Origin of the sequence: Microbacterium sp. ZKA21 (assembly GCF_050434165.1) — a bacterium.
Classification (GTDB): Bacteria; Actinomycetota; Actinomycetes; order Actinomycetales; family Microbacteriaceae; genus Microbacterium.
Genome location: NZ_JBNPVV010000005.1, coordinates 13,709 through 34,596 on the forward strand (window position 1 = coordinate 13,709; position 20,888 = coordinate 34,596).

The following is a 20,888-nucleotide window of genomic DNA, read 5'->3' on the forward strand; positions in this document are numbered from 1 at the left end:
TGTCGGCAGCCGCTGAAGCGGCAGCGCACCTAGACTTGAAGACTGTGACCTCCGAGTATTCCGCCCATCATCTTCAGGTTCTGGAAGGACTCGAAGCGGTCCGCAAGCGCCCGGGCATGTACATCGGCTCGAACGGTTCGCCGGGGCTCATGCACTGCCTGTGGGAGATCATCGACAACTCGGTCGATGAGGCCGTCGGCGGCAACGGATCCAAGATCGACGTGATCCTCCACGATGACGGCAGCGTGGAGGTTCGCGATCGCGGCCGCGGCGTGCCCGTCGACGTCGAACCGCGGACCGGACTCAGCGGCGTCGAGGTGGTCTACACCAAGCTGCACGCCGGCGGGAAGTTCGGCGGCGGCTCGTACGCGGCATCCGGTGGTCTGCACGGCGTCGGCGCGTCTGTCGTGAACGCGCTCTCGGAGCGTCTGGACGTCGAGGTGGATCGCGGCGGCAAGACGTACGCCATGAGCTTCCATCGCGGGGAGCCGGGCGTCTTCAAGGATTCGGGCGCTCCGCGTCCGGATGCCGTCTTCACCCCGTTCGAGGACAAGAGCGAGCTCCGCGTCGTCGGCAAGGTCGCGAAGGGCGTCACGGGCACCCGTGTGCGGTACTGGGCCGACCGTCAGATCTTCACGAAGGATGCCGCGTTCCAGCTCGCCGAGCTCGAGACCCGCGCTCGGCAGACCGCGTTCCTGGTGCCGGGCCTTGAGATCCTCGTCCGAGACCAGCGCGCCGCCTCCGGCGACGACGGCGTCAATGAGACCTCGTACCACTACGAGGGCGGCATCTCCGAGTTCGTCGAGTACCTCGCCACCGATGCCCCGGTCACCGACACGTGGCGCATCCAGGGCGATGGCTCGTTCACCGAGACGGTGCCCGTTCTGCAGGCCAACGGGACGATGGCGTCCCAGGAGGTCCAGCGCGACTGCCGCGTCGATATCGCTCTGCGGTGGGGAACGGGCTACGAGACGACCATGCGCTCGTTCGTGAACATCATCGCGACGCCCAAGGGCGGTACGCACCAGCAGGGCTTCGAGCAGGAGCTCCTGAAAGTGCTGCGCTCCCAGGTCGAGCAGAACGCCCGCCGGCTCAAGGTCGGCAACGACAAGCTCGAGAAGGACGACGTGCTTGCCGGTCTCACCGCCGTGCTCACCGTCGAGGTTCCGGAGCCGCAGTTCGAAGGTCAGACGAAAGAGGTGCTCGGCACGCCCGCCGTGCGCCAGATCGTCGCGCAGGTGGTGCGCCGAGAGCTCGGTGCGCGCTTCTCGTCCACCAAGCGCGACGACAAGAACCAGGCGACGCAGCTGCTCGACAAGATCGTCGCCGAGATGAAGGCACGCGTCTCGGCCCGTGCGCACAAGGAGACGCAGCGCCGCAAGAGCGCGCTGGAGTCCTCGACGCTGCCCGCGAAGCTCGTCGACTGCCGGACCAAGGACGTCGATCGCAGCGAGCTGTTCATCGTCGAGGGCGACTCGGCGCTCGGCACGGCGAAGAACGCGCGCAACAGCGAGTTCCAGGCGCTTCTGCCGATCCGAGGCAAGATCCTGAACGTGCAGAAGGCATCCATCGGCGACATGCTCTCGAACGCCGAGTGCGCCTCGATCATCCAGGTGATCGGCGCGGGCTCCGGCCGCAGCTTCGACATCGAGGCGGCGCGCTACGGCAAGGTGATCCTCATGAGCGACGCCGACGTCGACGGCGCGCACATCCGCACGCTGCTGCTGACGCTGTTCTTCCGCTACATGCGGCCGCTGATCGAGGCCGGTCGCGTGTTCGCCGCCGTGCCTCCGCTGCACCGCGTGATCGTGATGAACCCGGGGTCGAAGCCCAACGAGACGCTGTACACGTACAGCGAGCAGGAGCTGCACACCCTGCTCGCGAAACTGCGGAAGCAGAACAAGCGATGGCACGAGCCGATCCAGCGCTACAAGGGCCTGGGCGAGATGGATGCCGAGCAGCTGGCGTCCACGACCATGGATCGGTCCGGTCGCCTGCTGCGTCGCGTCCGCATGGAGGATGCCGAGGCCGCAGGCCGTGTGTTCGAGCTGCTCATGGGCAACGAGGTCGCACCGCGTCGCGAGTTCATCATCGAGTCGTCGGACCGTCTCTCCCGCGAGGCCATCGACGCCTGAGCCCCGCGTCCCCTGGCGCAGCGCCGAGGGATATCCGGGTGGTTGCGGGTGCTGTGGCTGCGGACCCGCCCGACCCGGACATGCGGCCCGCACGATGGCGAGCGACGGTGGGTCGAGCGTCAGACGACCGGGCGGCCGATCGATCCGATCACGCCGTCGACGGGCTGGCCGGACGCATCCCGCTTCGCGCCGGGAACAGGAAGTGCGCGAACCGCGCCGTCGGCTCCCACGGCGTACGCGGGCTCGTCGCCCACCCACGCCACGGTCAAGCGGTCCTCGCCCTTCAGGAAGGCGTGAGCGCGCACACCGCCCGTCGCCCGGCCCTTGGCGGGGTACTCCGAGAAGAACGACACCTTGGCGCGCCCGGGGTCCGTGCCGGGGATCATGCCCTCGGCACCCGAGACCGTGGCGACGACGGCTTCCTCGTCCGTGGTGACCACGCCGAAGTACAGCACCGTGGCACCGGCACTGAGCTTGATTCCCGCCATGCCGCCGGCCGGTGCCCCCTGCGGACGGACGGCGGCGGCCGTGAAGTGCAGCAGCTGCGCGTCGGTCGTGACGAAGACGAGTTCTGCCTCGTCCGACGCCGATGCCGCGCCGACGACCGAATCCCCGGCCTTCAGGCCGATGACCTCGAGTTCGGGACGCACAGGGAGCGTCGACGGTACGATCCGCTTTACCGTGCCTTGTGCGGTGCCGATCGCGAAGGGGGTGTCCGTGCCCAGCGGGACGAGAGCGACTACCCGCTCGGTGCGCGCCGTGATGTTGAGATAGTCGCGCAGGGGCGTTCCCGCGCCGAGCTGGACCGAACTCGCCGGCACAGACGGCAGATCGACGGGCGAGAAGCGCAGCAGGCGCCCGGTCGAGGTCAGAGCACCGACTTCGCCGCGCACGGTCCCCTCGACGGTCGACGCGATCGCGTCGTGCTTGCTGCGGCGGGGCGGACGGCTGATCTCCTGGCCGTCGACGACGTCGACGCGCACGGCGCGTCCGGTCGTGGACAGGGCGACGAGCGTCGGCGCATCGGCGATCTGCAGATCGGTCTCGCCCGCCTTGGCGCGGCGCGGGGCGGCCGGCTTGGCGTTCATCAGCAGGGTGCGGCGCGGGGTGCCGTAGGCGTCGGCCGCGGCATCCAGTTCCTTCGCGACCTGTGCCCGCAGCAGCGCGTCGCTGCCGAGCAGCTCCTGCAGTGCGGCGATCTCGGCGCGCAGGGCGTCTCGCTCCGACTCGAGCTCGATGCGCGAGAAGCGGGTGAGGCGGCGCAGACGCAGTTCCAGGATGTATTCGGCCTGCGGCTCGGACAGGTCGAACACGGTGCGCAGCCGGCTGCGCGCCTGTTCGCTGTCGTCCGAGGAGCGGATCACCTGGATGACCTCGTCGATGTCGAGGATCGCGATGAGCAGGCCCTCGACGAGGTGCAGGCGCTCCTCGCGCCGGGCGAGCCGGTACCGGCTGCGCCGGGTGATGACCTCGATGCGGTGGCCGACGTAGACGCTCAGCAGCTCTTTGAGGCCGAGCGTGCGCGGCTGACCCTCGACGAGCGCGACGTTGTTGATGCTGAAGGAATCCTCCAGCGGGGTGAGCCGGTACAGCTGCTCGAGGATCGCGTTCGGGTCGAACCCGGTCTTGACCGTGATCGCGACCCTGAGGCCGTGATGGCGATCCGTGAGATCGGTGACGTCGCTGATGCCCTGTAGCTTCTTCGACTGCACGGCATCGCGGATCTTCTCGATCAGGCGCTCCGGGCCCACCATGTACGGCAGTTCGGTGACGACGATGCCGGTGCGCCGAGGCCCGAGGGATTCGATCGATACCTTGCCGCGGACCTTCAGCGCGCCGCGCCCGTTCGTGTAGGCATCCCTGATGCCGTCCAGACCCATCACGATGCCGCCGGACGGGAAGTCGGGACCGGGGACGAACTCCATGAGCTCTTCGGTCGTCGCATCGGGGTTCTCGAGCAGGTACGTGGCGGCGGCCACGACCTCGATGAGGTTGTGCGGTGCCATGTTCGTCGCCATGCCGACCGCGATTCCGCTCGCCCCGTTGACCAGGAGGTTCGGGAAGGCCGCAGGCAGAACGGCGGGCTGCTGGAACTGGCCGTCGTAGTTCGGGATGAAGTCGACGACATCCTCGTCGAGGTCGTCCGTCAGCGCCAGCGCCGAACCGGCGAGCCGCGCCTCGGTGTACCGGGCCGCTGCGGGGCCGTCGTCCAGCGAGCCGAAGTTGCCGTGTCCGTCGACGAGGGGCAGGCGAAGCGCCCACTCCTGCGCGAGGCGGACGAGCGCGTCATAGATCGCTGTGTCGCCGTGCGGGTGGAGCTTTCCCATCACCTCGCCGACCACGCGGGCGCTCTTCACGTGCCCCCGGTCGGGGCGCAGGCCCATCTCGGCCATCTGGAAGAGGATGCGGCGCTGCACGGGCTTGAGGCCGTCGCGCGCGTCGGGGAGCGCGCGCGAGTAGATCACGGAGTACGCGTACTCCAGGAACGACCCCTGCATCTCGCTTTCGAGGTCGATGTCCTGGATGCGTTCCTCGACGGGTTCAGCGGACGAGGTTTTGGGCATGACGGACCTTCGGGCGTTGCACGGGGCTGTGAAAGACTGGCTCGGATATGCCTCTCATGCTACCGTCCGAGTCCGCCGCAGCCCGGAGCATCGTCGGGGTGGCGGACGACCTGTTCGCCGCCGTCCGTGGCATGGGCGACACCCGCATCCGCTCCGGGGTGCTCATCGTCGTGGACGGGCTCGGCGCGATCGATCTTCGCGCCCATGCCGGGCACGCCCGTTTCCTGACAGGGCGCATGACGAAGCGCGACACGGCGACGTCGGTCTTCCCGTCGACGACCGCCGCGGCGCTCACGAGCATCCTGACGGGAACGTGGCCGGGGGAGCACGGACTGGTCGGCTATCGCGTGCTCGATCGCTCACGCGACCGCCTGGTCAATCAGCTCTCCGAGTGGGAGGCGGCCGGTATCGATCCGCGGGTGTGGCAGGCGAGCTCAACGGTTTTCGAACGGGCGAAGGACGCGGGCCACCCGGCGTACGCGCTCGGCATCGCAGCGTATGCGCACAGCGGATTCACGCATGCGACTCTGCGCGGTGCGGAGTTCGTCGCCGTGGCCTCGGCGGCCGAGCGCGTCGAGGCGGCCTACGCCCTCGCCGCGGAGCACGAGGGTGCCATCGTGTACTGCTACCTCGCTGACGTCGACAAGGCGGGGCACAAGCACGGGGTCGACTCGTCGGAGTGGATCGCCGCTCTCGAAGACGTGGATGCCGCGCTGTCGCGTCCGGTGCCGGACGGCGTCGGGGCGATCGTCACGGCCGATCACGGCATGATCGATGTCCCGGCGCATCGCCAGAGCGTGTTCGACGAGACGAGTCCGGGAATGAGCGATGTCCGGCATTTCGGCGGTGAGCCGCGCATGGTGCACCTGTACCTGGAGGATGGTGTCGACCATGACCGCGCCGCCGAGCGGTGGCGGTCCGGCACCGACGGCGTCGCGGACGTCGCGACACGGGCGGAGGCGATCGCCGCAGGGCTGTTCGGTCCGCGCGTGACGGATGCCGCGGCATCGCGCATCGGCGACGTCGTCCTGGCCGCGCGCGGCAACCGGGCACTGTACGACGGAACGGCGGCTGATCAGCGCGGTCGGGGCATGATCGGTCAGCACGGCTCGTTGACGCCGGAGGAGCGGCAGGTCCCGCTGATCCGTCTGGGTGCGCTGGCGCGCTGAACGCTACTCGTCCGTGCGCGCGCCGAAGACGATCTCGTCCCAGGACGGCATCGCATTGCGCCGGCGCTTGCGCGACGAGGAATCCGTGCCGTTGCTGTCGTTCCCCGGCTCCGACGAGTCACCGTCGTCGTCGGCGCTCTCCGGCGTCTCGAACAGAGCGATCGGACTCGGCGGCGCGAGATCCTCGTGCTCATCGATCACGAGCGGTGCGCTTTCGCGCTGACCACGGCGTCGGCGCAGTGCCTCGAGCAGATCCGCCGTCTCCGGGCTGGTGCTGGACTCTTCGGGGGCGCGCTTGATGGCGGCGTTCTGCGCGGCGGACCGGTCGGTCGCCGCCGGCTCGACGAGCTCCGCATCCGACTCCGCGACCAGGCGCGGGCCGAATGCTCCGGAGTCGAATCGCGTCTCGTCCTTGTACGGCGACGGCTGCCGTTCGCTCTCCACCGCGCGCAGGCGCGGGATGAGCCCGTCGGGCAACGACCCCTGGCGGGACAGCTGCGTGGCGTCCGCATTCAGCGGCGCCAGCGTGCTGCGGCGGGGGTCGAAGCTCCAGCGCGCGTCGTGATCCACCTCGTTGGCGGTGAACTCGAGCTTGATGATCCAGCCGGATTCTTCTTTCCAGCTCACCCAGCGCTCGGATTCGGCGGCGACGTCGGAGAGCTTCGCGCGGATGGCCGTTCCGAACGTCGGCTGGGCATCCGGCTCGACCTCGCTGCCGATCAGCACCGGCACCGCGAGCGCCTGACCGACGACGTGCTCGCGTTCGGCGAGCACCGGGCCTTCGAAGCGCTCGACGTCCGAGCGCGCGATGCCGAGCAGCTCGGCGACCTCTGCAGCCGACATGCCCGAACGGATGTGAGCCTGGATCTCGCGCGGACTCGCGGCGAGTTTGGGGGCGGCCGGTGCCGTCTGAGCGTTGGCGCGTCGGATCTCGGCGCGGAGAAGGTCGTCGATGGGCAGCGCGAAGCGCTGACCGTTCTCGGTGGCGAGCACGAGGACACCGGCCTCGGTGCCCACGATCGTGACGTTTTCCATGCGAATGCCCCTCTGATGGGTGTCAGATCATGGTGTCACGCGGTCGCTCCGGATGCCGGGAATAGCCTGGGCGTGCCGTGAGTTTGATCGGGTGCGACGACCGGCATTTGCGTAATCCGCTCCGGTCATGCAAACTATGCCCGCCGATTACCCGACGGCGCCCCGCCCACTAGCACCATGAAAGTGGAGATCTACCGCATGGCAACCGACTACGACGCCCCTCGAAAGAGCGAAGACGACTCCGAGTCGATCGAAGCCCTCAAGGAGCGTGTGCCGGACAAGCTCTCCGGCTCGACCGGGGACGAAGACTCCGACAACCCGTCGAGCTTCGACCTCCCAGGGGCCGATCTGTCCGACCTCGAGCTCGACGTCGTCGTGCTGCCCGCGCAGCAGGACGAGTTCACGTGCATGAGCTGCTTCCTCGTGAAGCACCGCTCGCAGCTCGACCATGAGGGTCCGGAAGGACCCATCTGCAAGGAATGCGCGGCCTGACCGCAGCAACTCGAACGCGCCCCCGACCGCTCAGGTCCGGGGCGCGTCGTCGTCGGAGCCTGTTCCCCTCAGATCCCGGCGCGGCGGATGGCCGCGGCCAGCCGGTCGGGCGTACGCGTCGAGATCGTCCACGCGGTCACCGGGTCATCGGGGTCGGTGTTGGGGACGACGACGATTCCGTCGATCCCCCCTCGGATGAGATGCCAGCCGGACGCCGACAGTGCGGGCCCTCTGGCCGCACGCGCCTCCTCGCCGGTGAGGGCGACAGGGTCGCCGAGCCAGCCGGCGTCGATGTGGGCGCGACCGGCGCGCAGCACGCCGTCCTGGACCGACACGACGGGGGAGGCGGCGACGAGCAGCCCGATCACGGACACGGCGACGGCGACGCCGATCGCGAGCCCCAGGGCGGAGCTCACCGGCACGAGCGTGAGCGCGACCATGGGTGCGAGGACCGCTGCCGACACCAGCAGCCAGAGGCTCGGTGCAAGGCGCTCCCGATAGCGCGGGCGGGTGGCGGGGATCGTGTTCTGCATTAGCCTCTTGGGGTGAGCGATTCCATCGACCTTCCCATTATCGCCTCCGTGGTCCCGCACTACGCGCATCCGGGGGATGCCGGCGCCGACCTCGTCGCGGCCGAGGCCGTGCATCTCGAACCGGGGGAGCGCGCTCTCGTCTCCACCGGTGTGCGCATCGCACTGCCGGAGGGCTACGCCGCTTTCGTCGTCCCGCGCAGCGGGCTCGCCGCCAAGCACGGCATCTCCATCGTCAACGCGCCGGGAACCGTCGACGCCGGCTACCGCGGAGAGATCAAAGTGAGCCTGATAAACACCGACACCCGCAGCGCGTACGATGTGGCGATCGGCGATCGCATCGCCCAGCTGATCATCATGCCCGTCACCCGGGCCGTGTTCCTCCCCGTCGAGGAGCTCCCCGAGAGCGTCAGGGGCGAAGGCGGATTCGGTTCGACGGGATACCAGGCAGGAAAGAACTCATGACCGACAACAACGCCACGCCATCGAAGTCGGCACCAGCGGATCGCGCCGTCGACGGCCCGTTCGACGAGTCCGAGGTGAACCCGGTCCGCCCCTACATCGACCTCGGCGGGATCAAGATCCTTCCTCGTGACGGTCTGAACCTCCGCCTCGAGGTCGAGGAGCAGACCAAGCGCATCGTCGCGGTCGGCCTCGACTACGCGGACTCGTCGCTTCAGGTCCAGCCCTTCGCCGCGCCGCGCTCGGGCGGTCTCTGGGATGAGACGCGCGTGCAGCTCAAGGACCAGGTCCGCTCGCAGGGCGGTCGCGTGGAAGAGCGCGAAGGGCCGCTCGGCAAGGAACTGCTCGCCGAAGTGCCGGCGACGGCAGCGGAAGGCTCGGGCCTCCGTCTCGCACGCTTCGTCGGCGTCGACGGCCCTCGGTGGTTCCTGCGCGGAGTGATCGGCGGGGCGGCGGCGTCGGATCTGGAGGCGGCAGCCAAGGTCGAGGACCTCTTCCGCTCGCTCGTGGTCGTCCGCGGTGGATCGCCCATGCCTCCGCGCGATCTGATCCCCTTGAAGATGCCCGCATCCCCCGGTTCGGCGTGAGCGACGACCGCTCGCACTCCGAAGAGGAGCGCCCCGACCACGATGCCGAGCCGCGGGTCTCCGATGTGCTCGGAGCCGCCCTGGGTGGTGCTGCCCGCAGGGCCGGGCTCGATCCGGATGACCGTTCCGGCACGCATCGGGTCGTCTGGTCCGCGATCGGCGGCTGGCGCGGCATCCTGGAGTCGGTCCTGCCGAGCCTCGCCTTCGTCATCATCTTCACCATCCGGCCCGAGCCGCTGATCCTCTCGCTCGGCGTCTCGGTCGGCCTCGCCGCGGTGTTCACGGTCATCCGTCTGATCCAGAAGTCGCCGCCCTCGGCGGCGATAGGCGGGCTCGTGGCTGCGGGTGCTGCGGCAGCGCTGGCGCTGTTCACCGGCCGCGGGGAGGACAACTTCGTCCCCGGCTTCGTCACGAACACGCTGTACGGCGGCGCCCTGCTGATCTCCGCACTCGTCGGCTGGTCGCTGATCGGACTCGCCGCCGGATTCCTCATGGGCGAGGGAACAGCCTGGCGACAGGATCGCCGCAAGAAGCGCGCGTTCTTCTGGCTGGCCATCGCCTGGGCCGGGCTCTTCTTCGCGCGTCTCGCCGTGCAGCTTCCGCTGTACTTCGCCGGCGACGTGACGGCACTGGGCACGCTGAAGCTCATCATGGGGCTCCCGCTGTTCGCTCCGATGATCGCGGTGACGTGGCTCGTCGTCCGTGCGCTCTACCCGCGCGAGTCGTCGCAGGCGGATGCTGCGGACTCGTGATAGATTTATCTTGACATCAAGATAAATTGCAGGCTTTCGCGCGAAGCCCGAGCGGAGCAGACTGGTTAGGTCCGCCTTGCTGGCAGTGCGGGCTCGCTGGCGAGCAAGATGGAGTCGCCTGTTGCCTCCATCCGAGAAGAAGGAGACGGATTCGTGTCCACGGTGAACAGCTTCGGTGCCCAGAGCACCCTGACGGTCGGCAGCACCGACTACGAGATCTTCCGTGTGGACACCGTCCCCGGTTACGAGAAGCTCCCGTTCAGCCTCAAGGTTCTCCTGGAGAACCTGCTTCGCACCGAGGATGGCGCGAACGTCACCAAGGCGCAGATCGAGGCGCTCGGATCATGGGATGCCGCGGCCGAGCCGAACACCGAGATCCAGTTCACGCCGGCGCGCGTGGTCATGCAGGACTTCACCGGTGTTCCGTGCATCGTCGACCTCGCCACCATGCGCGAGGCCGTCACGGCGCTCGGCGGCGACGCCAACCGGATCAACCCGCTCTCGCCCGCGGAGATGGTCATCGACCACTCCGTCATCGCAGACCTGTTCGGGAGTGAGAACGCTCTCGAGCGCAACGTCGAGATCGAATACGAGCGCAACGGCGAGCGCTACCAGTTCCTGCGCTGGGGCCAGACCGCGTTCCAGGACTTCAAGGTCGTCCCGCCGGGGACCGGCATCGTCCACCAGGTCAACATCGAGCACCTGGCGAAGGTCATCTACGACCGCGACGTCAACGGTGTCCTGCGCGCCTACCCCGACACCTGCGTCGGCACCGACTCGCACACCACCATGGTCAACGGCCTCGGCGTGCTCGGCTGGGGCGTCGGAGGCATCGAGGCCGAGGCCGCGATGCTCGGCCAGCCGGTCTCGATGCTCATCCCGCGCGTCGTCGGCTTCAAGCTCACGGGCGAGATCCCCGCGGGCGTCACCGCCACCGACGTCGTCCTCACGATCACCGACATGCTGCGCAAGCACGGCGTGGTCGGCAAGTTCGTGGAGTTCTACGGCGCCGGCGTCGCATCCGTTCCACTCGCGAACCGCGCCACCATCGGCAACATGTCTCCCGAGTTCGGATCGACCGCCGCGATCTTCCCGATCGACGACGTCACGACCGATTACCTGCGCCTCACCGGCCGTGACGAGCAGACCATCGCTCTCGTCGAGGCGTACGCGAAGGAGCAGCACCTCTGGCACGACCCGTCGAGCGAGCCGGTGTTCAGCGAGTACCTGGAGCTCGACCTCGGCACGGTCGTCCCATCGATCGCCGGCCCGAAGCGTCCGCAGGACCGCATTCTGCTCTCCGAGGCCAAGGGCCAGTTCGAGCAGGACATCCTCAACTACGCCACCGCGTCGACGACCGAGGAGCTCGTCGACCTGGAGTCGAAGCACTCGTTCCCGGCATCCGACCCGGGGTCCGTCCCCGGCGAAGAGGACACCCACACCCGTCCGGTGCACATCTCCAGCGGCGTGTCCGGTGCGTCCAAGCCGGTTCCGGTCACCACGCCGAGCGGCGAGAAGTATATCCTCGACAACGGTGCGGTCACGCTCGCGGCGATCACGTCCTGCACCAACACGTCCAACCCGTCGGTCATGATCGCGGCCGGTCTCGTGGCGCGCAAGGCGCTCGAGAAGGGCCTGAAGCAGAAGCCGTGGGTCAAGACCACGCTCGGCCCCGGCTCCAAGGTCGTCACCGACTACTACGAGAAGTCCGGTCTCGACAAGGACCTCGAGGGCCTCGGCTTCTACACGGTCGGCTACGGCTGCACGATCTGCATCGGAAACTCCGGTCCGCTGATCGAAGAGGTCTCGGCCGCGATCAACGACAACGATCTCGCGGTCACCGCGGTGCTCTCGGGAAACCGCAACTTCGAGGGACGCATCAGCCCCGACGTGAAGATGAACTATCTCGCATCGCCCCCGCTGGTCATCGCGTACGCGCTGGCCGGATCCATGCATTTCGACTTCGAGAGCGACCCGCTCGGCACGGGCTCGGACGGTCAGGACGTCTTCCTCAAGGACATCTGGCCGACGCCGGACGAGGTGCAGGAGATCGTGGACTCGTCGATCTCGCGTGAGCAGTTCATCAAGCAGTACGCCACCGTCTTCGACGGCGACGAGCGCTGGACGAGCCTCCCGACGCCGACCGGTCCCGTGTTCGAGTGGGACGAGAACTCGACGTACGTCCGCAAGGCACCGTACTTCGAGGGCATGACGATGGAGCTGACTCCGGTCTCCGACATCTCGGGTGCACGCGTGCTGGCGACGCTCGGCGACTCCGTCACGACCGACCACATCAGCCCGGCAGGCAACATCAAGGCCGGCACGCCCGCCGCGCAGTACCTCACCGAGCACGGCGTCGCTCAGAAGGACTTCAACTCGTACGGCTCGCGCCGCGGCAACCACGAGGTGATGATCCGCGGCACGTTCGCGAACATCCGCCTGAAGAACCAGCTGGTCAGGGCGGTCAACGACGGCGCCGAGGTCGAGGGCGGGTACACCCGCGACTTCACACAGGCCGACGCTCCGCAGTCGTTCATCTACGACGCCAGCCGGAACTACCAGGACGCCGGCACCCCGTTGGTGATCTTCGGCGGCAAGGAGTACGGCTCCGGTTCGTCGCGCGACTGGGCGGCCAAGGGCACGAGCCTGCTGGGCGTCAAGGCGGTCATCACCGAGAGCTTCGAGCGCATCCACCGCTCGAACCTCATCGGCATGGGAGTCGTGCCGCTGCAGTTCCCAGCCGGCGAGAGCTGGGAGTCGCTGGGTCTCGACGGCACCGAGGTCGTCTCGATCTCGGGTCTCGAAGAGCTCAACAACGGCGCCACGCCGAAGACGGTCCACGTCACGGCCGCGCCGAGCGAGCAGTCGCCCGAGGGCAAGCAGACGATCGAGTTCGACGCTGTGGTCCGCATCGACACTCCCGGTGAGGCGGACTACTACCGCAACGGCGGCATCCTGCAGTACGTGCTGCGTTCGCTGGTCTGACACGGACGCTGATCGAAGGGCTCGGATGCTTCGGCATCCGGGCCCTTCGCACTGCGGCGAGCGGGGTACCCGGAATCCGCCCGACGGTTTCCCGGAAGCGCCCACGGGGGATTCCCGGACCCCGGCGGTAGGATCGATGAAGACTTCAGGAGGTGCGGATGCCCATTCTTCCCGGCATGACGGGACCGCGGGATCTCGACGGTCTCAGCTCGAAGGAGCTGGATCAGCTCGCCGACGAGATCCGCGGGTTCCTGATCGAGAACGTCTCCCGCACTGGCGGACATCTGGGGCCGAATCTCGGCGTCGTGGAGCTCACGATCGCCCTGCACCGGGTGTTCCGCTCACCCGCGGATCCGATCATCTTCGACACCGGTCATCAGTCCTACGTGCACAAGCTCATCACCGGGCGGCAGGACTTCTCGCAGCTGCGTCTCCGCGGGGGACTGGCCGGATATCCGCAGCGCTCCGAGAGCACTCACGACGTCGTGGAGTCGTCGCACGCATCCAGTTCGCTGAGCTGGGCGGATGGCGTGTCCCGTGCCCTGACGGCCACCGGCCGCTCCGACCGCCACGTCGTGGCCGTGGTCGGCGATGGCGCCCTCACTGGCGGGATGACCTGGGAAGCGCTCAACAACATCACGGATGACAACGATCGCAACCTGGTCATCGTCGTCAACGACAACGGGCGCTCCTACGCGCCGACGATCGGCGGGATGTCCCGATACCTGAACCGGGTGCGCACCGCGGCGGCGTACAAGGATCTGCACCGCAAGTCCGACCGGCTGTTCCGCTCCTTCGGCGCGTTCGGGCGGGCGGTGTTCCGCGGCGTCCGCGGCGGAACGCACGGGTTCCTGTCCCGGTTCACGAACAACGCCGCGCTGTACTCCAATCTGGACATCAAGTACCTCGGGCCGGTGGACGGTCACGACCTGAACGCGCTGATCGAGACGCTCGAGCTCGCGAAGTCGTACGGTGCGCCGGTGATCGTGCACGCGATCACCGAGAAGGGGCGCGGCTATCAGCCGGCCCGCGATGATGTGGCGGATCAGTTCCACGCGGTGAACAAGATCGATCCGGCGACGGGGGAGCCGTTGTCGAGCACGGGTACCGGCTGGACGGACGTCTTCTCCGAATCGCTCGTGCAGGTGGGGGAGCGCGACCCGAAGGTGATCGCGATGACGGCTGCGATGCTGCGCCCGACCGGGCTCGCTCCGTTCGCGGAACGGTTCCCCGAGCGCGTGTACGACGTCGGAATCGCCGAGCAGCACGCCGTGACGGCCGCGGCCGGACTCGCCTACGGAGGTCTGCATCCCGTCGTCGCACTGTACGCGACGTTCATCAACCGCGCGTTCGATCAGGTCCTCATGGATGTCGGCCTGCACAAGGCCGGAGTGACGTTCGTGCTGGATCGCGCCGGCGTGACAGGGCCAGACGGGCCGAGCCACCACGGCATGTGGGATCTGGCGATGCTGCAGATCGTGCCGCACATCCGCATCGCCGCTCCCAGGGACGGCGCGCGGCTGCGCGAGGCGCTGGATGAGGCCGTGCTCGTCGACGACGCGCCGACCGTGATCCGGTTCCCCAAGGGGGAGGTCGCCCCCGACCTCCCGGCGCTCGAGCGCCTGCCCGACGGCGTGGACGTCCTGGCCCGCGGCGAGTCGGAGGACGTCCTGCTCGTCGGGATCGGCCCGTTCGCCGCGTTGGCTGTGGATGTCGCGACGCGACTGCGTGCGCAGGGCATCGGCGCGACCGTGATCGATCCCCGCTGGGCGATTCCGGTCCAGCCTTCGGTCATCGACCTGGCGCGACGCCATCGCCTGGTCATCACCCTCGAGGACGGCATCCGCGTCGGAGGAATCGGTACTCGCGTGCGCCAGGTGCTGCGCGAAGCAGGCATCGACACCGCTGTCGACGAGCTCGGCCTCCCGGACGAGTTCATCGACCATGCCTCACGCGACCAGATCCTCGCCGATGCGGGCCTGACCGCTCCCAAAATCGCGCAGGACGTCGTCTCGCAGGTGCTCGGCATCCGCATCCCGGTGGCGCGCCACGCGGGGGAGACCGGCGCGATCGACCTTCCCCTGCACGAGAAGCGCTGACCCCGACGCGCGCTCAGTTCAGCGCGTGCAGTGCGGCGACGGCGGCCTCGGCATCCCGATCCCCGGCCCGGAGCGCCTGCGAGAGCAGGTAGCCGTCGGTCAGTGCGTCGCCCGTGATCATCACGCGCACGACCTCGACGCCGCAGTCGCGCAGTGCGGTCTGCGCACAGGCCGAGAGCACCTGTGCGCCGAGGTCCGCGTTGGCCGGCAGTACGTCCCCTGGCAGGCCCCGGATCACGTCGCGCATCGCGGAGCCGACGATGTTGGCGGTGCGCTCGGTGACGTTGACGACGTCGAGCTCGAAGACACGCAACTCGCGTCCGGTGGCCACCGGACGCCACTCGAACGAGGCGTGCACGAGATGCTGGTGCCCGGCCGCCCCGGTGAGCTGACGTGCCGGCAGATCCGTGGCGCGACAGCGGACGTCGATGAGCTTGTACCAGTAGAACATCGGGAAGGCGCCGTGCGTGCCGGGCGGCAGGACGACGACCTCGCCCTGTGCGCCGGGGATGCCTTTCGGCTTGCGCACGATCGGCTTGCCGTTCCGCGTGCGGATCGCCGCCCACCCTTCGTCGATCGTCACGAGGAAGAGCTTCAGAAGCGCTGGAACCACCAGCAGCACGGTCAGGACGGCCGTACCCGTCTTCAGAAGGCTGCTCATGCCGGGAACGCTGAAGAACGAGAGGAACGTGTCCATGGGTCCACTTTCACGGATCAGCGGGGGCCCGGATGCCGATCCGGGCCTGTGGACCGAGAAGTTCACCCAGCCTTCGCCCGCTGTTCCCGGATCCGCCGTCCTTGGACGACGAAGGCGGGAGGATCACGAGGACCCTCCCGCCTTCGGGATTCAGCGATCAGCGGTGCGCGATGCCCCGGATCGGCGGAGTGTGGAACGTGCCGCCGAAGACCCGCTCCGATGCGCCCTCACGGTCGAGGTACGGCGATGCGCCACCGTCGATGAACGGCCAGCCGGCGCCGAGGATGAGGCACAGATCGATGTCCTCGACCTCCGGGACGACGTTCTCGTCGAGCATGATTCGGATCTCCTGCGCGAGGCCGTCCTGCACGCGGGCGAGGATCGTCGCGGAGTCAGCCGGGGTGGAGCCGACCGCGCTCTTGATCGTCTTCTCGGCTGTCTTCGTCCAACCCGTCACACGACCGCCCTTGTCCTTCTCCACGACCTGATCGAGCTCGGCGAGGGCATGGAAGTTCTCATTGGCGTAGAAACGGTCGGGGAAGGCGTGCACCATGGTGTCCTGCACGTGGGCCGCGACCTTCCAGCCGACCAGATCGATGAGTTGGAACGGCCCCATGGGGAGTCCGAGCGGCGCGAACGCCTTCTCGACGTCCTGCACAGGGGTGCCCTCGTAGACGGCTCTGGCGGCCTCGCCCATGACCTTGGCGAGGAGTCGGTTGACGACGAAGCCGGGTGCGTCGGCGGTGAGCACCGCATTCTTGCCGAGGCTCTTCGCCACCACGAACGCCGTCGACAGCGTCTGCTCGTTCGTCACCGGTGTCTTGACGACCTCGATCAGAGGCATGACCGCGACCGGGTTGAAGAAGTGGAATCCGACCAGACGCTCCGGGTGCTCGAGCGTCGCGCCGATCTCCTCGACCGAGAGCGAGGACGTGTTCGTCGCGAGGATCGCGTCCTCGGCGACGATCTTCTCGATCTCGGCGAACACCTGCTGCTTGACGCCGACTTCTTCGAAGACGGCCTCGATCACGAAATCCGCATCCGCGTACTCGGACTTGTCCACGGTGCCGTGGATGAGTCCGCGCAGTCTGTTCGCGGCATCCGCGTCGAGCCGACCCTTCGCCTCGAGCTTGCCGATCTCCTCGTGGATGTAGGCCACGCCCTTGTCGACCCTGGCCTGGTCGATGTCCGTGATGAGCACGGGCACCTGCAGTTTGCGGACGAACAGCAGGGCGAACTGGCTCGCCATGAGGCCTGCACCGATGATGCCGACCTTGGTGACCTTCTTCGCGAGGGCCTTGTCCGGCGCGCCGACCGGACGCTTGGCCCGCTTCTGGACCAGATCGAAGGCATACATGGATGCCGCGAACTGATCGCCCGTGACGAGCTCGGCCAGTGCTTCGTCCTCACGGGCGAAGCCTTCGGCCTTGGTGCCGCCGCGCGCCTTGTCGAGCAGTTCGAGCGCCGCATAGGGCGACCGCGGCACAGTGCCGATCTTCGACTCCAGCATTCCGCGCGCCATCTTGATCGCGATCGGCCACTTCGTGAGCCGTTCCAGCTTGCCCGGCTCGTTCTTCCGCTCGACCTTGGTCGCACCGGTGAGGACCGCGTCCGCCCACGCGAGCGAGCTCTCCAGGTAGGTCGCCGCGGGGAAGATCGCGTCGAAGATGCCGTAGTCGAAGGCCTGCTGCGGCTTCAGCATCCGGTTCTGCTTGAGCGGGTTCGAGACGACCACCTCGAGGGCGTTCTCGATGCCGATGAGGTTCGGCAGCAGATATGCGCCGCCCCAGCCGGGGATGATGCCGAGGAAGACCTCGGGCAGCGCCACCGCGGCGGCAGAGGCATCCACCGTGCGATAGGTGCTGTTGAGCGCGATCTCAAGGCCACCGCCGAGTGCGAGACCGTTGACGAAGGCGAAGGACGGCACGCCGAGGTCCCCGAGCGAGCCGAGCACCTTGTGACCGAGCTGCGCGATCAAGCGTGCATTGTCCTTCGATCCGACCATGCTGATGTCGGACAGATCCGCGCCGGCCGCCATGATGTACTGCTTGCCGGTGATGCCGACGGCCTGGATCTCGCCGCCCGCAGCCCGGGCCTTCAGTCCGGCGAGCGTCTCGCCGAGTTCTGTGAGCGTCGCCGGCCCGAGCGTGTTCGGACGGGTGTGATCCCGACCGTTGTCGAGCGTGATGAGCGCCAGCGTCCTGCCAGAGGGAAGCCGGATGTCGCGTACCGGCGAGTGGGTGATCACCTCGCCCTCGGTGAGCGCCATGATCGGGGAGAAATCGACGTCGTCGTAGTTCGTCATGCCGGCGCTCACTTCCGCTTCTTCTTACCGTCGTAGTGCGGGTTCTCCCAGATGACAGAGCCGCCCTGACCGAGGCCGACGCACATCGCCGTGAGGCCGTAGCGGACGTCCGGCCGCTCGGCGAACTGCGCGGCGAGCTGGATCATCAGGCGCACACCGGAGGCCGCGAGCGGGTGTCCGACCGCGATCGCACCACCCCACTGGTTGACGCGAGGATCGTCGTCGGCGATACCGAAGTGGTCGAGGAGGGAGATCACCTGAATCGCGAAGGCCTCGTTCAGTTCGAACAGGCCGATGTCCGAGATGCTGAGCCCGGCCTTCTTCAGCGCCTTCTCGGTCGACGGAATGGGGCCGATGCCCATGATCTCCGGCTGCACGCCCGCGAACGCGAACGAGACGAGCTTCATCTTCGGGCGGAGCCCCAGCTCCTTGACCGCACCGCCGCCGGCGAGCAGCGACATCGTCGCGCCGTCGGTCAGAGGAGAGGAGGTGCCTGCCGTGACCCGCCCGTGCGGGCGGAACGGGGTCTTCAGGCTCGCGAGGTCCTCCATCGTGGTCTGGGGGCGACGCCCCTCGTCCTCGCTGGCCAGGCCCCAGGCGCCGTCGGCGCCCTTGATCGCCACGGGCACGAGATCGGGCTGGATCTTCCCGGCATCGTAGGCAGCCTGCACCTTGTGCTGGCTCAGCATCCCGAAACGGTCCGAGCGCTCCTTCGTGAGGTGCGGGAACCGGTCGAAGATGCGCTCCGCCGTGACACCCATGTTGAGAGCGCCGGGGTCGACCATCTTCTCGGCGACGAAACGGGGGTTGGGATCGGCGTTGCCGCCGATCGGGTGATGACCCATGTGCTCGACGCCACCGGCGAGGGCGAAGTCGTACATGCCGATGCCGATCGACGCGGCCATCGTGGTCACGCTCGTCATGGCACCGGCGCACATGCGCTCGACGGCGAGGCCGGGGACGGTCTGCGGCAGCCCTGCGAGGATCGCGACGGAACGACCGAGAGTCAGCCCCTGGTCGCCGGTCTGGGATGTCGCGGCGATCGCCACGTCATCGATGCGGTCCGCCGGGACGGAGCCGTTGCGCTCCATCAGTCCGATCGTCGCCTTGACGGCGAGGTCGTCTGCGCGGGTGTTCCAGTACATGCCTTTTTCGCCGGCGCGCCCGAACGGGGTGCGTACGCCATCGACGAAGTAGACGTCCGAGATCTCGGCCACTCTGCCTCCTGGGTTGGGTATGACCTCAGCCTAGGAGTGGGGGTGGACGGGAGGGAATCGGTTGGACCGACTCTACGAAGCGGCCTCCGCGGCCGCTTCGAGGGATTGCGCGGCTTCTACAAAGGCATCCGCGATCCTCTGTGCGGTCTCCGCAATCTGCCAGGGGCGGGCGCCGAGCTCGGCCAGCGCGGCACCCACGGCCTCGGCGGTCGCCGGCTGCGGCGGTTCCCAGGCGACACGGCGCAGGTGATCCGGTGTCAGGAGGTTCTCCGTCGGCATGTGCAGCTCGGCCGCGCGGGCTTCGACGAGGGGACGGGCCGCCTTCAACCGGGCATCGGCCTCCGGGTTGCGGTCGCTCCACGCACGCGGGGGAGGCAGCGTGTCGCTCGGGACGCGCTCCTTCGGAAGGTCCGTGGTCGTACGCCCTTCATCGATCGCGCTCCACCAGCGATCCAGCTGGGTGCGGCTGGCGCGGCCCGTGAAATCGGAGAGCGAGGCGAGCGCGTGCTTGCTGGCGGGCGCGGCCAGGACGGCCGCGACGAGCGAGCGGTCCGGGACGAGCCGACCGGGGGACACGTCCTGCTCCTGGGCGTACTGCTCGCGCGCCTCCCAGAGCGCCCGTGCGACGGCGAGGTTGCGGGCGCCCCGGACGCGGTGCAGCCCGCTCAAACGGCGCCAGGGCTCTGTGCGCGGCGGTTTCGGCACGCGCGTGAGCGTCGCCGCGAACTCCTCGGCGGCGATCTCGATCTTGTCCTGCTCCACGACCTCGGCGGCGAGCACGTCGCGGACATCGACCAGATGCAGCACATCGAGCGCCGCATACTCGAGCCAGGCATCGGGCAGCGGTCTGGTCGACCAGTCCGCCGCCGAATGCTCCTTCTTCAGGGTGATGCCCAGCGTATCCTCGACGACCGCGGCGAGACCGACGTGCTCGTGCCCCAGAAGCCGGGAAACGAGTTCCGTGTCGAACAACGAGGCCGGCTCGAGCCCCAGCTCGCGCAGCGAGGGCAGGTCCTGGCTGGCCGCGTGGAGTACCCACTCCTCGGCGCCGATGGCGTCCTGCAGGGCCTGGAAATCGCCGATCGCGGGCGGATCGAACAGGAACACCCCGGCATCCCGTCGGTACACCTGCACGAGATATGCACGCTGCGAATAGCGGAAACCCGACGCCCGTTCCACATCGACGGCCGCAGGACCTGTGCCCGCGGCCAGAAGCGCGCACGCGCGCTCGAAACCATCCCGATCATCGATCACGGAATACTCAGTCACGGGCCGCCTTTCGAGCACCGAACACGGCGATGTCCTCTGAACCGGGCGGAAGCCCGGCGAGCATCCCCACCAGCTCTGCCCATGCTTCCACATGCGGACGCAGTGCGCCCTCCGGCGTCCACGAGGCGCGCAGCTCAATCTGTGCTCCGTCGCCCTCAGCCGCCAGACCGCCGAAGCCCTTCGACAGCGTCTTGGTCGCGGTTCCGGATGCCGAGTGATACACGGCATCCCGTGACTCGAGCGCATCCACGAGCCAGGACCAGGTGACGTCTGCCAGCAGAGGGTCCGTGCCGATCTCGGGCTCAAGGGGAGCCTGGGCGAATGCGACGATCCGCCATTGGCCGGACCAGGCATCGGGGGCATCCGGATCGTACAGCAGGATGAACCGCGCGGTTCCGTAGATCGAGTCGCCGTGATCATCCGGGCGGACGTCTGCCGCGAAGGCGATGGAGAACGGCGCGAGACCCTGCGGAGAGGGGATCTCGCGCACGGTGATGTCCGAGCGGAATCGCGTCTCACGCAGTTCGGCTGCGGCGTGCTCGAAGCGCGCTCCGGCATCGGAATGGGCGTCCACGCTGACAGGCTAGAGT

Annotated in this window: 16 protein-coding genes; 8 read left to right on the forward strand and 8 right to left on the reverse strand. The window is 68.2% G+C overall.

Annotated features, from left to right (window positions below; genetic code table 11):
* Nucleotides 1–44: 44 nt before the first annotated feature.
* Complete coding sequence (locus M2317_RS11365; protein WP_429460241.1) at nt 45–2,135, forward strand: DNA gyrase/topoisomerase IV subunit B; 2,091 nt, start codon at nt 45–47, stop codon at nt 2,133–2,135.
* Nucleotides 2,136–2,254: 119 nt separating this feature from the next.
* Here the strand turns inward: M2317_RS11365 and M2317_RS11370 are convergent, their stop codons facing one another.
* Nucleotides 2,255–4,699, reverse strand: coding sequence for a DNA gyrase/topoisomerase IV subunit A (locus M2317_RS11370; RefSeq protein WP_429460242.1), 2,445 nt, complete (start codon nt 4,697–4,699; stop codon nt 2,255–2,257).
* A gap of 47 nt (nt 4,700–4,746) precedes the next feature.
* Between M2317_RS11370 and M2317_RS11375 the strand changes: the two genes are divergently transcribed.
* Nucleotides 4,747–5,868, forward strand: a complete 1,122-nt coding sequence (locus M2317_RS11375) for an alkaline phosphatase family protein (RefSeq protein ID WP_429460244.1) — start codon at nt 4,747–4,749, stop codon at nt 5,866–5,868.
* Between the two features lie 3 nt (nt 5,869–5,871).
* On the opposite strand, the gene sepH is transcribed toward M2317_RS11375, so the two are convergent.
* Complete coding sequence (gene sepH, locus M2317_RS11380) at nt 5,872–6,903, reverse strand: septation protein SepH (protein WP_429460246.1); 1,032 nt, start codon at nt 6,901–6,903, stop codon at nt 5,872–5,874.
* Between the two features lie 198 nt (nt 6,904–7,101).
* Here sepH and M2317_RS11385 point away from each other — a divergent pair, with 198 nt between their 5' ends.
* Entirely contained in the window at nt 7,102–7,395 is a 294-nt protein-coding gene (locus M2317_RS11385) for a DUF4193 domain-containing protein (RefSeq protein ID WP_429460727.1), read from the forward strand.
* 68 nt (nt 7,396–7,463) lie between these two features.
* On the opposite strand, the gene M2317_RS11390 is transcribed toward M2317_RS11385, so the two are convergent.
* Nucleotides 7,464–7,928 (reverse strand): DUF3093 domain-containing protein, encoded by a 465-nt coding sequence (locus tag M2317_RS11390; RefSeq protein WP_429460248.1) that lies wholly within the window; start codon nt 7,926–7,928, stop codon nt 7,464–7,466.
* 24 nt (nt 7,929–7,952) lie between these two features.
* On the opposite strand from M2317_RS11390, the gene dut reads away from it, so the two are divergent.
* From dut to dxs, 5 genes are all read left to right on the forward strand, one after another.
* Nucleotides 7,953–8,390, forward strand: a complete 438-nt coding sequence (gene dut, locus M2317_RS11395) for a dUTP diphosphatase (protein ID WP_429460729.1) — start codon at nt 7,953–7,955, stop codon at nt 8,388–8,390.
* Nucleotides 8,387–8,974 (forward strand): DUF3710 domain-containing protein, encoded by a 588-nt coding sequence (locus M2317_RS11400; RefSeq protein ID WP_429460250.1) that lies wholly within the window; start codon nt 8,387–8,389, stop codon nt 8,972–8,974. The genes dut and M2317_RS11400 overlap by 4 nt, the downstream gene beginning before the upstream one ends.
* On the forward strand, nt 8,971–9,726 hold the full coding sequence (locus M2317_RS11405; protein WP_429460252.1) for a DUF3159 domain-containing protein: 756 nt from the start codon (nt 8,971–8,973) through the stop codon (nt 9,724–9,726). Before M2317_RS11400 ends, M2317_RS11405 begins: the two co-directional genes overlap by 4 nt.
* A 153-nt stretch (nt 9,727–9,879) precedes the next feature.
* On the forward strand, nt 9,880–12,711 hold the full coding sequence (locus tag M2317_RS11410; protein ID WP_429460254.1) for an aconitate hydratase: 2,832 nt from the start codon (nt 9,880–9,882) through the stop codon (nt 12,709–12,711).
* 158 nt (nt 12,712–12,869) lie between these two features.
* Nucleotides 12,870–14,810, forward strand: coding sequence for a 1-deoxy-D-xylulose-5-phosphate synthase (gene dxs / locus M2317_RS11415; protein ID WP_429460256.1), 1,941 nt, complete (start codon nt 12,870–12,872; stop codon nt 14,808–14,810).
* A 13-nt stretch (nt 14,811–14,823) separates the two neighbouring features.
* Here the strand turns inward: dxs and M2317_RS11420 are convergent, their stop codons facing one another.
* From M2317_RS11420 to M2317_RS11440, 5 genes are all read right to left on the reverse strand, one after another.
* Nucleotides 14,824–15,507 (reverse strand): SPFH domain-containing protein, encoded by a 684-nt coding sequence (locus M2317_RS11420; RefSeq protein WP_429460258.1) that lies wholly within the window; start codon nt 15,505–15,507, stop codon nt 14,824–14,826.
* A gap of 157 nt (nt 15,508–15,664) precedes the next feature.
* On the reverse strand, nt 15,665–17,812 hold the full coding sequence (locus tag M2317_RS11425; protein WP_429460731.1) for a 3-hydroxyacyl-CoA dehydrogenase NAD-binding domain-containing protein: 2,148 nt from the start codon (nt 17,810–17,812) through the stop codon (nt 15,665–15,667).
* 8 nt (nt 17,813–17,820) lie between these two features.
* On the reverse strand, nt 17,821–19,029 hold the full coding sequence (locus M2317_RS11430; RefSeq protein WP_429460260.1) for a thiolase family protein: 1,209 nt from the start codon (nt 19,027–19,029) through the stop codon (nt 17,821–17,823).
* Nucleotides 19,030–19,101: 72 nt separating this feature from the next.
* Nucleotides 19,102–20,298, reverse strand: coding sequence for an HRDC domain-containing protein (locus M2317_RS11435; protein WP_429460262.1), 1,197 nt, complete (start codon nt 20,296–20,298; stop codon nt 19,102–19,104).
* A complete protein-coding gene (locus M2317_RS11440) occupies nt 20,291–20,872 on the reverse strand; it encodes a DUF3000 domain-containing protein (protein ID WP_429460264.1) in 582 nt (193 codons plus the stop codon). The genes M2317_RS11435 and M2317_RS11440 overlap by 8 nt, the downstream gene beginning before the upstream one ends.
* Nucleotides 20,873–20,888: the final 16 nt, after the last annotated feature.